Source organism: Arthrobacter sp. TJ-178, assembly GCF_058269275.1.
On sequence record NZ_JBZCNK010000003.1, the window covers coordinates 127,666 to 141,002 of the forward strand.

Here is a 13,337-nt window from a genome sequence, read left to right on the forward strand (position 1 = left end):
CAGGGCCGCGAACGCTGCTGCGGCCCCGACCCTACTCCGCCGTGCTTTTGGCTGCGGCCGCCGCGGCACCGGTGTTCTTGGCGCGTTCCCGGCCGGCGCCGCGGGACGTCAGTTCCGGCGCCGGCTTGGCGTAGAACAGTGAGGCCAGCAGTGCCACGATAATCACCGCTGCAGGCAGGTACAGCGACTGGCCCATGGCCTCGGAGTACCCGGCCTTCAGCGCCTCCGGGAAGGCACCCGCGGCCGGCGCCGTCCCGCCGTCGGCCGCGGCGCCGCCCAGGTGGGCGGTCAGCCGTGACGTCATGACTGCGGCAATGGCGCTGCTGCCGATCACTGCGCCGAACTGGCGGGTGGTGTTGTAGACGCCGGACCCGGCGCCGGCGACGTCGGGCGCCAGGTTGCGGGTGGCGGTCAGTGACACGGAGGGCCAGATGCAGGCGTTCGCCAGGCCCATCAGCAGCATCGGCAGCACCAGCTGCCAGTACGGCACATCCGGGCTGAGCAGGGCGCCGAGCCAGATCAGCGACGCCGCCATGGCGGCGAAACCGAACACGGCAATGAACTTGGGGTTGCCGCGCTGCACGGTTTTGCCGGCTATCGGCGCCAGGACGCCGGACAGAATCGCCATCGGGGCCAGCAGCAGGGCGGCCTGGGTGGGGCTCAGACCGCGCACGTTCTGGGCGAAGAGGATCAGGGGCAGGGAGAAGGCGGTCACAGCGAAGCCCATGCCGGTGATGGAGATGTTGGCCAGGGAGAAGTTGCGGTCCCGAAAGAGCTTCAGCGGAAGCAGCGGTTCGGCGCGGTTCAGGCGCTGCCAGAGGACAAACAGGGCCAGCAGGACGACGCCGGCGATGATCAGCGACCAGACGGAGACGGGTCCGGCGATGGTGCCCCAGTTGTAGCTCTCGCCTTCCTGGATGCCGAAGACCAGCGCGAACATGCCCGCCGCGCTGAGCAGCACGCCGAGGTAGTCGAAGCGGTGTACGGCGGTGGAGAGCTTCGGAACCAGGCGGTAGGCCAGGATGAAGCCGACGACGCCGACGGGGACGTTGATGAAGAAGATCCATTCCCAGCCGAGCGCGTCCACCAGGACGCCGCCCAGGATGGGGCCAACAAGGGTGGCGACGCCGGCTGTGGCGCCCCACAGCCCCAGTGCGGTCCCGCGCTTTTCCGGCGGGAAGATGCGGGTGATCACGGACATGGTCTGCGGGGTCATCAGCGCGGCACCGAACCCCTGGAAGACACGCGCCACGATAAGGGCGTCCACACTGTGCGCGAAGCCGCACCAGAGGCTGGACAGGGTGAAGACCACCAGGCCGATCAGGTAGACCCGGCGCGGGCCAAAACGGTCGCCCAGCCGTCCCGTGATCAGCAGCGGCACCGCGTAGGCCAGCAGGTAAGCGCTGATCACCCAGATGACCTGGTCCAGGCCGGCGCCCAGGTCCTCCATGATGGCCGGGGTGGCGATATTAACGATGGTGGAGTCCACCAGGATCATGAAGAAACCGATGACCAGGGACCAGAGGGCGGGCCAGGGCTTGATGGTGTCCGGCTGGAAAGCGCCGGGTTTGAGGTTGCTCAAAATGTGTAACTGCCGTTTCCGAGAGAAGTAGGTAGGGGACCCGAGGGATCCGGAGTCCATTGTGTACCTCATCTGCGGCCGAACAAACCCGTTGCCGGTAGCCGGGGTTCCAGTGAGCCGCCCACTTTCTCTGCTGCGATCCCCGCCGGCGCTCAGCCGGCGCCCGGTTCCAGGCCCCGCAGTTCCGACTTCATGATTTTGCCCGTGCCGTTGCGGGGAAATTCGTTGACGATCACGTATTCGCGCGGCAGCTTGTAGTTGGCCAGGCGGGTTTTGCAGAAGGCCAGGAGATCATCCGCCGTGGGCCTCGGATCTGCATCCTGCAGCAGGGCAACGTAGGCACGGCCCACCGATCCCATGCGCAGGTCGTCAATGCCCACCACCGCGGATTCGTTCACGGCCGGATGCTGGCGGAGCACGTTTTCGATTTCCGCCGGGTAGACGTTAAACCCGCCCACGATGAACATGTCCTTCAAACGGTCGGTGATCTTCAGGCATCCGTGCTCGTCCAGCCGGCCAATGTCACCGGTGTGGAACCAGCCCTGGTCATCCACGGCGTTGGCCGTGGCCTCGGGGTCATCGAAATACCCCAGCATGACGTTGTCGCCGCGGAGCAGGATTTCGCCGTCTTCACCAACAGGCAGGTCGTTCCCGGCTGCATCGGCTACGCGGATTTCGACGCCGTCGACTGCCGGTCCCGTGGTCTGCTTTGCATGCTCCAGGGACTCACCGGGCCGGGACAGTGTTGCCACCACGCATTCGGTCATGCCGTACGCCTGTGCCACGGTTCGAAAACCGAGCACTTCCGACATGTCCCGGAACAGTGACTCCGGGGCCGTTGCCGCGCCCGCAATGGCGAAACGCAGGGATGAGGTGTCGTAGGTCTTCAGGTCCGGGTGGTTCAGCAGCGAGGTGAAGATGGTGGGCACGCCGGGCAGGACGCTGATGCGCTCTTTCTGGACCAGGTCCAGCAGCGCCGAAGCATCGAAGGTCTCCACCGGATAGATTGTTGCCCCGGCCAGGAACGCAGCGATCACGCCCGCTTTGTAACCGAAGCCGTGGAAGAACGGGTTGACGACGGCGTACCGGTCCTCGGCGGACAGCTCTGCACCCGCTGCCCAGGCCCGGGCAACGCCCAGTGTCTGCCGATGCGCACTCATGACCCCCTTGGGCAGGCCGGTGGTTCCGGAGGTGTACAGGATGTCGACGACGTCGTCGGGATGCACGGCGGAGGAAGCGGCCGTGAAGCGTTCCTCCTCGCCGGCACCGGCGGCGAGGAAGGACTTCCAGGTGCTTTCGCCGGGCTCGTCCGCTGTGCCGTCCAGCCGTACGACAAGCCGCACCGCAGGCAGGCCGGGCACCGGAACAGCAGGCGCCTCATGCCCAGCGCCGTCGTGGTCGCCGTCGCCGTCGCGGTCCCCGGCCGCGGCGCGCAGTGCGTCCAGCGGCTGCCGGCCCAGGAATTCGTCGGCAACCACGAGCACCGAAGCGCCGGAGCGCCGCAGGATCATGGCCGCCTCATGGCCCGTGTAGCGGGTATTCAGGGGCACCACCGCCGCTCCGATCGACTGCGCACCCAGCATGGCGAGAATGAATTCCAGGCGGTTGGGGGCCCAGAGCCCCACCCTGTCGCCGGGGCCTACACCGTGTGCCAGGTAGGCGCGCCCGGCCTCGCCGATCCGTCCGCTGAGTTCACCATAGGAAACGGCGGTGTCACCGGAGACCACGGCGGGGTGGTCGCCGAGCCTCGCCATGTCGGCAAGCAGCTGGGGAATGGTCCGAGCGTCAGAAAGATGCATCGAGGAATCCTTTCATTCCATGTGACAAAAAACGCAATGGCGCGGCTAATACATTAACGTGCCTAAAATACGGGAGAATTGAGCAAATGCTTGGGTGAATTCGTACATGAGGAGAAATGATGGCAACGCGCAAAAAACCGGAATCCGGTGCCGGCGAGCAGGCTCCCGACCGGCGGGAACAACTGCTGGCCATTGCCGCCCGCCTGATAGCCACCCGCGGATACTCCGCGACGACGGTGCGTGACATTGCCGATGAAGCGGGCATTCTCTCGGGCAGCCTCTACCATCACTTCTCCTCCAAGGAAGCGATCCTGGAGGAAATCCTGCGGTCCTTCCAGGGTGGACTGCGGCAGCGGTCGGAGGAGATTGCCGCCGCCGGCGGCGGGCCGCGGCACGTCTTTGACGAACTCGTCCGGACTGCCTTTCTCACCATCGAGAAAGAACCGGATGCCGTTGGCATTTACCAGAATGAGGCGGCGTTTCTGGCCAACCTTCCCGGCTTCGAGTTTGTCGCCGAGGAAGGCGCCCGGATTGAAACGATCTGGCAGGACGTGATCCAGGAAGGCCAGCGCGAGGGTGTCTTCCGCGCCGACCTTGACTCCGCCATGACGTACCGCTTCATCCGCGACGGCGTCTGGTCCACGGTGCGCTGGTTCCGCCCCGGCGGCCGGCACTCTGCTGAAAGTGCCGGCCGCAACTTCCTGAAACTGATCCATTCCGGGCTCCTGCAGGACTGACCGGAGGGAAGAGCTAGTTCGCGACTTCGCGGGTCCTGGCTCCGCGGGGATCCAGGACCTCGCGGATCAGGCGCAGCTCCTCGTCCGTGGGGACCCGCGTCAGCGGAGCACCCCCGACGTCCAGGTGGAAGCCCGTGTTGTCCGCCACGGCCTGCGGATCCACGCCCGGATGGATGGACAGGACGGTCACCCGGCCGCCGTCGTCGTAGCCCAGCACCGCCAGGTTGGTGACGATGACCCCAAGGTGATGGAACCGCAGCACCTGTCCTGCAGCCCGCGCACGGTCATTGCCGACGCCGGAGACCATGTCCACCGTCTCCACAAACAGGCGCGTGCTGTGCCGGGAGACCCAGTAGTCCACCCGGTGATTGGCGGTGTTGCCGGGAGCGCCGCGCACCCCGATGAGCTGGCGCTTGGGCTTGTTCCAGTCGCCGATCAGTGAAATGTTCTGGTTGCCGTAGCGGTCAATCTGGCTGGCACCCATCATGCTCTGGCGCCGGCCGGTGGCCACTATGTCAAAGATGCGGCTGAACGGTGCCCAGCCCTCGATCACTCCGCCGGCGGCTGCGGCCTTTCCCAGGGGCGGCGGCTCGCTCATCATGAAAGCCTCGCCGTCGCTCAGCACGAGGTCCGGTGAATGGGTGAGTTTGGCCAGCCGGGCTCCGATGGTGGGAATGGTCCCGACGGCGTGGGCGAGCAGCTCTCCGGACTCCCGGTAGGTGTCGGAGCATGCCGCAATGCAGATTTCTGCGATGGTGGCTTCTGCGGTCATTTCTATTTCTCCTGTACGGCATGGAATCGGGCAACGGCGTCCTGGTAGCCTGCCTCGTCACCGCTGAGGAACTCGGCAACGAACTTCCGCCAGGTCTCGGGGTCCTTTGCCGAGCTGGCGTAGTGCCGCTGGAACGCCTCGTCCCGGCCGTAGTCCGGCTCGCAGGTGGTGAAGTGCGCGCCGTGCGGGGTCTCGATGACGCCGGTGACGTACATGCGGCTGAGCATCAGGGTGTGGAACGAGCCCTCATCCAGCAGGGCGTCCGTTTCGACAATCCGTTCGGTGGTCACAAAGGTGCGCTTGGCTGCCATTGCGAACAGATCGTCAAAGTAGGGGTCCGGACCGAGGAACTGGGCGTTGCCGCCGCTGTCCGCCCGGTTGACGTGGATCAGGGCAACGTCCAGTTCAATGGCGGGGACCGCGATGTACTCGTCGTCCGAGTACGGGGAGGCCACGGTTTTCAGGTGCGGATTGGCGGCCAGGACGTCGGAGCCGATTCCGGCCACGGTGGGCAGGAAGGAGAGGCGCTGCGCCCCGGCCCGCAGGCCGGTCACGAACATACCCTCGTCGTATTCGTTGATTTCCAGATCGCCGCGTTCGCGCGCTGCGGTGAAGAGCGGGTCCAGGGGAATGCTGTCCAGCGAGACGAAGCCGTAGATCAGCTTGCGCACCTTGCCGGCGGCCACGAGAAGGCCAACATCCGGACCGCCGAAGGCGACGACGGTGAGGTCGGTGACGTCGCTGCGCAGCAGCTCCCGGACCGCGGCCATGGGCTTGCGGCGTGACCCCCATCCGCCGATGCCGATGGTCATTCCCGACTCGATGGACGAAACCGCCTCAGTAAGTCCGATTCTCTTGTTGGGCATCCGCTCCTCTTTTCCCGCATCATTGCGAAACCTAGCGCTTGTTTGGCTGTCAGACTAGCACGGCCTGCCTGCTGGGGATGATCCCCAGCATCATGCCCAGGCGGCGGCGGTGGTCCCGGGCCGACCCGAACAGCTGGCCGGTGGAATGGGCCCGCTTGAAGATGAGCTGTGCGTCGTGCTCCCAGGTGATCGCGATGCCGCCGTGGATCTGCACCGTTTCGGCGGCGACGGCTTCCAGGGCATCCGCGCACCAGGCGGCTGCCGATGCCGCCCGCTCCGGCAGATCGGCGGCATCCGTTCCGGCAGACCATGCTGCGGCCCACGAAGTGGTGCGGGCTGTCTCCACCTGCACGAGCATGTCCGCCATCCGGTGTTTCAGCGCCTGGAAGGAGCCGATGGCCCGGCCGAACTGCACGCGCTGCTTGGAGTATTCAACGCTCATGTCCAGTCCGCGCTGCGCCGTCCCCACCTGCAGGCAGCTCACTGCCACGATGGCGATGTCGCGAATCTTCTCCAGCGAGTTTTCGGCATCGAGCCGGAGGGCCCGGGCCGGAACCTGATTGAAGGTCAGTGTTGCGAACCGGATGGTCGTGTCGACGGCGGGAGTGTTCACCCGCTGGACCGCCGCAGGATCCAGTACTTCGAACAGGCCCACCCCCTCGGCGGTAGCCGCAACGGCAATCAGCGTATCGGCGCTGACGCCGTCGAGCACCAGGGTTGCCGTTCCGTTCAGCGTCCACTGCCCACCGGCGTCGGCGGCTTCAGCGGTGGCAACGATGCCGGAGCGCGTGGTGCTCCAGGCGCCGCGCTCATCCGCCCAGGCCAGGGTGGCGATGCTGCTGCCTTCCGCGAGGCCCGGAAGCAGCCGCTCCCGGGCCGCTTCATCATCTGCCTCCAGGATGGCAGCTGCGGCCAGCACCCCGGAGGCCAGCAGGGGGCTGGGTGCAAGGTTGTATCCGAGGGCTTCCAGGACCAGGCCGGTTTCGAACCATGTGAATCCGGCTCCGCCGTATTCCTCCGGAATGGCGAGCGAGGCCACGCCCACCTCTTCGGCCAGGGTGCGCCAGAGGCCGGCGTCGTAACCGGCCTCCGACCCGGCGGCGCTGCGCACCGCAGCGGAGGAGGCGTGACGGCTCAGCACGGCGCGGACGGTTTTGACGAGCTCATTCTGCTCATCGGTCAGTGAGAAATCCATGGTGTCCTCAGTGGTGGGAGAGTTCAGCGGACGGGGGTGCGGCGGGGGAGAGCAGAAGGGAGGCGATGCGGGACCGGTGGTGGCGGGGAGTTCCCCAGACACCGAGCAGTGCGCGGACCCGGGTGATCCACAGTCCCAGATCGTGTTCCTCGGTGTAACCGATGGCGCCGTGGACCTGCAGCGCCACCCGTGCCGCGAGGGCCGCGGCATCGCCGGCGGCCACCTTGGCTGCAGATACGCTGCGGGCGCCGTCGGGCCCGCCGAGATCCAGGGCTGCGCCGTACATCAGCGGGCGTGTGAATGTGAGGGCAATCCGAACATCGGCGAGCTGGTGCTTGAGGGCCTGATATTCGCCGATGGCGCGGCCAAACTGCTCGCGCATCTTGGCGTAGCTGACCGCTTCTTCCAGGAGCCGCTCTCCGGCCCCGAGCAGCATTGCCGAGCAGGCCAGCGTTGCCCGGTCCACGGCCAGCGCGCTTTGCTCCGGTTCCAGCGGTTCGGGGTCGCCGACGGCGGTGAGTTCGCTCAGTGTCCGGGTCCGGTCCACGGAGGCGGTGCCGGGCCCGGCGGATGCCCCGGACAGGGAATCGGGGCCGACGACGAAGCAGCGGCTGCTGGCCGCGGCGTCGAGAGCGTACGGAACGAGGTCCTGTACGGCAGCCGTGGCAATCAGCGTTCCATCCAGGATGCCGCCGAGCACGCTGGAGTCCACCAGGTCAGGCAGCAGCGCCGCGCTTTCAATGTAGGGTCCGGGGACTGCGTGATAGCCCAGCCGTTCAAAGGCAACGGCGAGGTCCACGGCGGTGCCGCCCATGCCGCCGTCGTCCTCCGCCACGCACAGGCCGAACAGGCCCAGCTCGGCGAGCTGGTTCCACAGTGCAAGGCCGGGTTCGGTGTTCCCCTCCGCCCAAGTCCGTGCCACCTTGGTTCCGCCGGCGCTTTCGATGATTTCGTCGAGGGCACCGGCCAGCGACTGCTGTTCTTCACTCAGTACGAATTTCAAGACACTCTCCTGCCGTCGCCGCCGCGGGGGAGGCCGAGTAGACGTTCTGCGATGATGTTGCGCTGGATTTCGTTGGTGCCGGCATAGATGGGCCCGGCAATGGAGAACAGGTAGTCATCCATCCACCGGCCGCCGGCTGCGCCGGGCGCCCCGCGCAGTTCGGCTGCGGGACCGAGCAGGGTCAGTGCGGTTTCGTGCAGCGCAATGTCCAGTTCCGACCAGAACACCTTGTTGACGCTGCCTTCGGCGCCGAGGTCCCCGCCGTCCTGCAGCGTGCTCACGGTGCCCCAGGTGTACAGGCGGTAGGCCTCGGACTTGATCCAGGCGTCGACGACGGCGTCCTGGGCAAACGGATCCTCGTGCGACTGCGTGGCCCAAAGATCGATCAGCCGGTCCGCGGCGGCGCAGAACCGGCCCGGTGCGCGCAGTGAGAGGCCGCGTTCATTGCCGGCGGTGCTCATGGCGACGCGCCACCCGTCGCCCGGTGCTCCGAGGACGTCCGCATCGGGAACAAAGACATCCTCGAAGAACAGTTCGGCGAAACCGGTGGAACCATCCAGCTGGGCGATGGGACGCACCGTCAGGCCCGGGGCATCCATCGGAAACAGGAAGTAGGTGAGGCCGCGGTGTCGCTGGGCGGCGGGGTCGCTGCGGAACAGGCCGAAGCCGCGGTCGGCCCACACGGCGCGCGAGCTCCAGGTCTTCTGGCCGCTGAGCAGCCAGCCTCCGCGCTCGTCGTCCCGGCGGGCGGTACTGCGGATGGAGGCAAGGTCGCTGCCGGCGCCGGGTTCGGACCAGGCCTGCGCCCAGATCAGGGAACCGTCTGTCATCGCCCGCAGATACCGGCTGCGCTGGTCATCAGTACCGTGTTCAAAAAGGATGGGGGCCAGCAGCGAGATGCCGTTCTGGGCCACGCGCGTGGGTGCACCGGAACGGTAGTACTCCTCCTCAAAGAGCACCCATTCCACGAGGCCGGCGCTGCGGCCGCCGAATTCCTCCGGCCAGGCAACGGCCGACCAGCGGCCTTCCGCCAAACGGGCTTCCCACTCGCGGTGGGCGGCGAAACCCGCTTCGGTATCCATGGACGGCAGCGGCGCGGACGGGACGTTTTCGGCAAGCCAGGCCCGCGCTTCGGCCGCGAAGGCCTGCTGCTCTTCGGTCAGGTCGAGGTTCACTTGGCCACCGCCGCGCTTCGCATGCCCTGAATGTTCATCCCGGCCAGCGAGTCCGCGCCGACCTCCGCGTTGTGGGCGTGGGCCGCGTGGTGCAGTCCGAAGACGGAGTCCATTCCGGCGCGCATGCCCTGCAGGTCCTCCGACTGGTTGACGGCCTTCTTAGCCAGCGCCAGTCCCAGCCGGGGCATGGCACTGATGCGTTCGGCCATGGCCATCACCGTGTCCTCGAGTTCCCCGCGCGGCACCACATGGTTGACCATGCCCAGGTCATGGGCGCGCTGCGCGGTGAAGCGGTCTCCGGTGAAGAGGAACTCCTTGGCTGCGCGGGGGTTCATCACCCAGGGGTGGGCGAAGTACTCCACCCCCGGAATGCCCATGCGGACCACCGGGTCGGAGAAGAAGGCATCCTCGCTGGCCACGATGAAATCACAGGACCAGGCCAGCATCAGCCCGCCGGCAATGCAGGCACCCTGGACCATGGCAATCATGGGTTTGGGAATCTCCCGCCAGCGGCGGCACATGCCCAGATACACCTCGGATTCTCGGGCAAGACGGGAGTCGACGCCGGACGCGCCCACGTGGTCCCACCACATCACTGCCTTGCGCTCGAAGCTTTGGTCGATGTCCCGTTCAGGGGAGCCGATGTCATGTCCGGCCGAGAAGTGCTTTCCGTTGCCGGCGAGCACGATCACCTTTACGGCATCGTCCTCCACCGCTGCGGTGAACGCTGCGTCCAGTGCGTAAGTGACCTTCGAGTTCTGTGCGTTGCGGTATTCGGGCCGGTTCAGCCGCACGACGGCGACGGATCCGCGCACCTCGTAGGTTACAACTTCGTCGGAATCGTCCTTCTTCATCGTGGCTCCTCCCTGAGACACTTCTACCTGTGACACACTTCACCAAACAAGTGCTTGTTTTGCTAGCATAGGCGAAGCTCGACTTTATGACCAATGACGGTGGCCGATGAAAGGTGTTTCGTGGATCTGATCTTTTCAGCGGAGGACGACGAGTTTCGTCGGGAGATCCGAGGGTGGCTGGAAGCCAATCTCGTCGGGAAATTTGCGCAGCTGCGCGGGCTCGGCGGATCCGGCCGGGAGCACGAAGCTTTCGAGGAGCGCCTCGAGTGGAACCGGCATCTGGCGGCGCACGGCTGGAGCTGCGTGGGCTGGCCCCGGGAATACGGCGGACGCGGCCTGAGCCTGCTGCAGCAGGTGATCTTCCACGAGGAGTACGCCAGGGCGGATGCACCGGCACGCGTTAACCATCTCGGGGAGGAACTGCTCGGGCCAACCCTGATTGCCTTCGGCACCAAGGAGCAGCAGGAGCGTTTCCTGCCGCGCATTGTGGCCGTGGAGGATCTCTGGTGCCAGGGCTATTCCGAGCCCGGCGCCGGGTCGGACCTGGCCAACGTCTCCACCAAGGCCCGGCTTGAGGACGGCCGGTGGGTCATTGACGGACAGAAGGTCTGGACCTCACTCGCGCACAACGCGAACTGGTGCTTTGTTATTGCCCGCACGGGGTCAGGGCCGCGCAAGCACAACGGGCTCTCCTACCTGCTGGTGCCGATGAACCAGCCCGGCGTGGAGATCCGTCCGATCCTGCAGCTGACCGGCACCTCGGAATTCAATGAAGTGTTCTTCGACGGCGCCGTCACCGACGGGGATCTCGTGGTCGGAGAACCCGGTGCCGGCTGGTCCGTGGCGATGGGAACCCTGGGTCTTGAACGCGGCGTATCCACCCTGGCACAGCAGATTGCGTTCCAGCAGGAACTGGATTCCGTCGTCGAACTGGCCCGCAGCAATGGTGCCATTGATGATCCGATCATTCAGGACCGGATTGTTTCGGCCCGGATGGGGCTGGAGATGCTGCGCCTGCACGGGCTGCGCACACTCAGCGGGGAGCAGGGCATCGAAGCCTCGATCACCAAGCTGCTCTGGGCGCCGTGGCACAGATCGCTCGGCGAACTGGCCATGGCCGTCGCCGGACCCGCAGGCCTCACCGTTGCCTGCGAGCCCTATGAACTGGACGCGCTCCAGACCCTTTTCCTGTTCAGCCGGGCGGACACCCTGTACGGCGGCTCGGACGAAATCCAACGAAACGTTATTGCTGAGCGTGTGCTCGGCCTGCCTAAGGAGGCACGCGCATGATTGAAGCACGCGTTGCACAGCCCGTTCCCGCCTACGTTGCCGGCCACGGGCTGCTGACCGGACGCCGCGTCGTCGTCACCGCGGCCGCCGGTGCCGGAATCGGCGCAGCGGCGGCCCGCCGCTGCCTGGAAGAAGGCGCAGCCCTGGTGGTGCTGGGCGACACGCACGCCGGCCGGCTGGAATCATCCGCAGCCGAGCTCGGTGCCGAGTTCGGAGCCGAACGCGTCCGCTGGGCGGTCTGCGATGTCACTGTGGAAGAACAGATTGAAGCCCTGCTGGACGTTGCCGAAGATGCCGGCGGCGTGGACGTGATGATCAACAACGCCGGGCTGGGCGGCACCGTTTCCATCCTGGAGATGGCTGACGAACAGTGGTCCAAGGTCCTGGATGTCACCCTGAACGGCACCTTCCGCAGTGTGCGTGCAGCGGCGCGGCGCATGGTGCGCAATGACGTCAGGGGCGTGATTATCAACAACGCCTCGGTGATCGGCTGGCGCGCCCAGGAAGGGCAGGCCCACTACGCCGCTGCCAAGGCCGGGGTCATGGCGCTCACCCGTTCCGCCGCCCTCGACCTGGCACCGCATGGAATCCGGGTCAACGCGGTCTCTCCGAGCCTGGCCATGCATCCGTTCCTGGCGAAGGTCACCTCCGAGGAACTGCTGGAGCAGCTCACGTCCCGCGAGGCCTTTGGCCGTGCGGCGGAGCCGTGGGAGATCGCCAACGTCATGGTGTTCCTCGCCAGCGGTTACTCGTCATACATGACGGGCGAAGTTGTGTCCGTCAGCAGCCAACAGGCCTAAGGGGAATAACCGCATGAGTACCGCATATATTGTTGACGCAGTCCGTACGCCCGGCGGGCGCAGGGGCGGATCCCTGGCCGGCATCCACTCGGCAGACCTCGGCGCCTCCGTTATTTCCTCGCTGGTGGAACGCACCGGAATCGACCCGGGAGCCGTTGACGACGTCATCTTCGGCTGTACCGATACCTTGGGATCGCAGGCCGGTGACATCGCCCGGACCGCCTGGCTGGTGGCCGGAATGCCGGACCATGTCCCCGGCGTCACCATTGACCGGCAGTGCGGATCAAGCCAGCAGGCCGTGCATTTCGCCGCCCAGGGAGTCATGTCCGGAACCGCGGACCTGATTGTTGCCGGGGGAGTGCAGAACATGTCCGCCATCCCCATCTCGGCAGCCATGACACTTGGCGAACAGTACGGATTTACCACGCCCTTCGCGCAGTCCCCCGGATGGGTGGCACGCTACGGAACGCAGGAGGTCTCGCAGTTCCGTTCGGCCGAGATGATCGCGGAAAAGTGGAACATCTCGCGTGAGGCGATGGAAGAGTTCGCACTCCAAAGCCACCTGCGGGCGATCGCGGCCACCGATGAGGGGCGCTTTGCCCGTGAAATTATTCCGATTGCCGGACTGTCCCGGGATGAGGGACCGCGCCGGGGCACCTCGCTGGAAAAGATGGCCACCCTTCCGGTCCTGACCGAAGGCGGCCGGATCACCGCCGCGGTGGCGTCACAGATCACTGATGCGGCCAGCGCCCTGCTGATTGCCTCGGAAGCTGCGCTGGCGACGCATTCGCTGACGCCGCGGGCACGCATCCATCACATTTCAGTCCGGGCCGACGACCCGGTCTGGATGCTCACCGGCCCGATCCGCGCCACCGATTACGCATTGGAGCGGGCCGGCATGAAGGTCTCGGACATTGACCTCTTCGAGTGCAATGAAGCCTTTGCCTCCGTGGTGCTGGCCTGGTCGCAGGAACTGGGCATCGACCAGGAAAAGATCAACGTCAACGGCGGCGGCATCGCCCTCGGGCATCCCATCGGAGCCACCGGGACGCGCATCATGGCCACGCTGCTCAACGAACTGGAGCGCACCGGCGGACGGTTCGGGCTACAGGTGATGTGCGAGGGCGGCGGCCAGGCCAACGTCACCATCATCGAGCGGCTGTGAACTGAGCAGCAAAACAGACAGAGCAGCAAAACAGACAGGGGAGGGGCGCAGCAGCCGGATCGGCTGCTACGCCCCTCCCTTTTGTGCCTGGACCACCCG

12 protein-coding genes are annotated in these 13,337 nt (G+C 66.2%); 4 read left to right on the plus strand and 8 right to left on the minus strand.

Annotation, left to right across the window (positions count from 1 at the left end; all coding sequences use genetic code 11):
- Positions 1–31: 31 nt before the first annotated feature.
- Both AC4D2Q_RS10125 and AC4D2Q_RS10130 read right to left on the minus strand, forming a co-directional pair.
- Entirely contained in the window at positions 32–1,582 is a 1,551-nt protein-coding gene (locus AC4D2Q_RS10125) for a DHA2 family efflux MFS transporter permease subunit (RefSeq protein WP_490946338.1), read from the minus strand.
- 152 nt (positions 1,583–1,734) lie between these two features.
- Entirely contained in the window at positions 1,735–3,381 is a 1,647-nt protein-coding gene (locus AC4D2Q_RS10130; protein ID WP_490946339.1) for an AMP-binding protein, read from the minus strand.
- Between the two features lie 119 nt (positions 3,382–3,500).
- On the opposite strand from AC4D2Q_RS10130, the gene AC4D2Q_RS10135 reads away from it, so the two are divergent.
- The gene (locus AC4D2Q_RS10135; RefSeq protein ID WP_490946340.1) at positions 3,501–4,118 is read left to right on the plus strand and encodes a TetR/AcrR family transcriptional regulator; all 618 of its coding nucleotides are present in this window, start codon (positions 3,501–3,503) and stop codon (positions 4,116–4,118) included.
- Between the two features lie 13 nt (positions 4,119–4,131).
- Here the strand turns inward: AC4D2Q_RS10135 and AC4D2Q_RS10140 are convergent, their stop codons facing one another.
- Genes AC4D2Q_RS10140 through AC4D2Q_RS10165 form a run of 6 tightly spaced genes read right to left on the minus strand, consistent with a single transcriptional unit; the run spans position 4,132 to position 9,983 of the window.
- A complete protein-coding gene (locus AC4D2Q_RS10140; RefSeq protein WP_490946341.1) occupies positions 4,132–4,890 on the minus strand; it encodes a CoA-transferase subunit beta in 759 nt (252 codons plus the stop codon).
- Positions 4,891–4,892: 2 nt separating this feature from the next.
- Entirely contained in the window at positions 4,893–5,756 is an 864-nt protein-coding gene (locus AC4D2Q_RS10145; RefSeq protein WP_490946342.1) for a CoA transferase subunit A, read from the minus strand.
- Between the two features lie 49 nt (positions 5,757–5,805).
- Positions 5,806–6,951 (minus strand): acyl-CoA dehydrogenase family protein, encoded by a 1,146-nt coding sequence (locus tag AC4D2Q_RS10150; protein ID WP_490946343.1) that lies wholly within the window; start codon positions 6,949–6,951, stop codon positions 5,806–5,808.
- 7 nt (positions 6,952–6,958) lie between these two features.
- Complete coding sequence (locus tag AC4D2Q_RS10155) at positions 6,959–7,954, minus strand: acyl-CoA dehydrogenase family protein (RefSeq protein ID WP_490946344.1); 996 nt, start codon at positions 7,952–7,954, stop codon at positions 6,959–6,961.
- Positions 7,951–9,129 (minus strand): acyl-CoA dehydrogenase family protein, encoded by a 1,179-nt coding sequence (locus AC4D2Q_RS10160; RefSeq protein WP_490946345.1) that lies wholly within the window; start codon positions 9,127–9,129, stop codon positions 7,951–7,953. The genes AC4D2Q_RS10155 and AC4D2Q_RS10160 overlap by 4 nt, the downstream gene beginning before the upstream one ends.
- Positions 9,126–9,983 (minus strand): enoyl-CoA hydratase, encoded by an 858-nt coding sequence (locus AC4D2Q_RS10165; protein ID WP_490946346.1) that lies wholly within the window; start codon positions 9,981–9,983, stop codon positions 9,126–9,128. Before AC4D2Q_RS10165 ends, AC4D2Q_RS10160 begins: the two co-directional genes overlap by 4 nt.
- A 120-nt stretch (positions 9,984–10,103) precedes the next feature.
- On the opposite strand from AC4D2Q_RS10165, the gene AC4D2Q_RS10170 reads away from it, so the two are divergent.
- Genes AC4D2Q_RS10170 through AC4D2Q_RS10180 form a run of 3 tightly spaced genes read left to right on the plus strand, consistent with a single transcriptional unit; the run spans position 10,104 to position 13,238 of the window.
- Complete coding sequence (locus AC4D2Q_RS10170; protein WP_490946347.1) at positions 10,104–11,273, plus strand: acyl-CoA dehydrogenase family protein; 1,170 nt, start codon at positions 10,104–10,106, stop codon at positions 11,271–11,273.
- The gene (locus AC4D2Q_RS10175) at positions 11,270–12,073 is read left to right on the plus strand and encodes an SDR family oxidoreductase (protein ID WP_490946348.1); all 804 of its coding nucleotides are present in this window, start codon (positions 11,270–11,272) and stop codon (positions 12,071–12,073) included. The genes AC4D2Q_RS10170 and AC4D2Q_RS10175 overlap by 4 nt, the downstream gene beginning before the upstream one ends.
- A gap of 13 nt (positions 12,074–12,086) precedes the next feature.
- Entirely contained in the window at positions 12,087–13,238 is a 1,152-nt protein-coding gene (locus AC4D2Q_RS10180) for an acetyl-CoA C-acetyltransferase (protein WP_490946350.1), read from the plus strand.
- The last annotated feature ends 99 nt before the right edge of the window (positions 13,239–13,337 follow it).

Excerpts from the sequence above, each read along its gene's own strand:
- AC4D2Q_RS10130 (WP_490946339.1), bottom strand. The coding sequence starts at position 3,381 with ATGCATCTTTCTGACGCTCGGACCATTCCCCAGCTGCTTGCCGACATG.
- AC4D2Q_RS10135 (WP_490946340.1), top strand. The coding sequence starts at position 3,501 with ATGGCAACGCGCAAAAAACCGGAATCCGGTGCCGGCGAGCAGGCTCCC.
- AC4D2Q_RS10140 (WP_490946341.1), bottom strand. The coding sequence starts at position 4,890 with ATGACCGCAGAAGCCACCATCGCAGAAATCTGCATTGCGGCATGCTCC.
- AC4D2Q_RS10145 (WP_490946342.1), bottom strand. The coding sequence starts at position 5,756 with ATGCCCAACAAGAGAATCGGACTTACTGAGGCGGTTTCGTCCATCGAG.
- AC4D2Q_RS10150 (WP_490946343.1), bottom strand. The coding sequence starts at position 6,951 with ATGGATTTCTCACTGACCGATGAGCAGAATGAGCTCGTCAAAACCGTC.
- AC4D2Q_RS10165 (WP_490946346.1), bottom strand. The coding sequence starts at position 9,983 with ATGAAGAAGGACGATTCCGACGAAGTTGTAACCTACGAGGTGCGCGGA.
- AC4D2Q_RS10175 (WP_490946348.1), top strand. The coding sequence starts at position 11,270 with ATGATTGAAGCACGCGTTGCACAGCCCGTTCCCGCCTACGTTGCCGGC.
- AC4D2Q_RS10180 (WP_490946350.1), top strand. The coding sequence starts at position 12,087 with ATGAGTACCGCATATATTGTTGACGCAGTCCGTACGCCCGGCGGGCGC.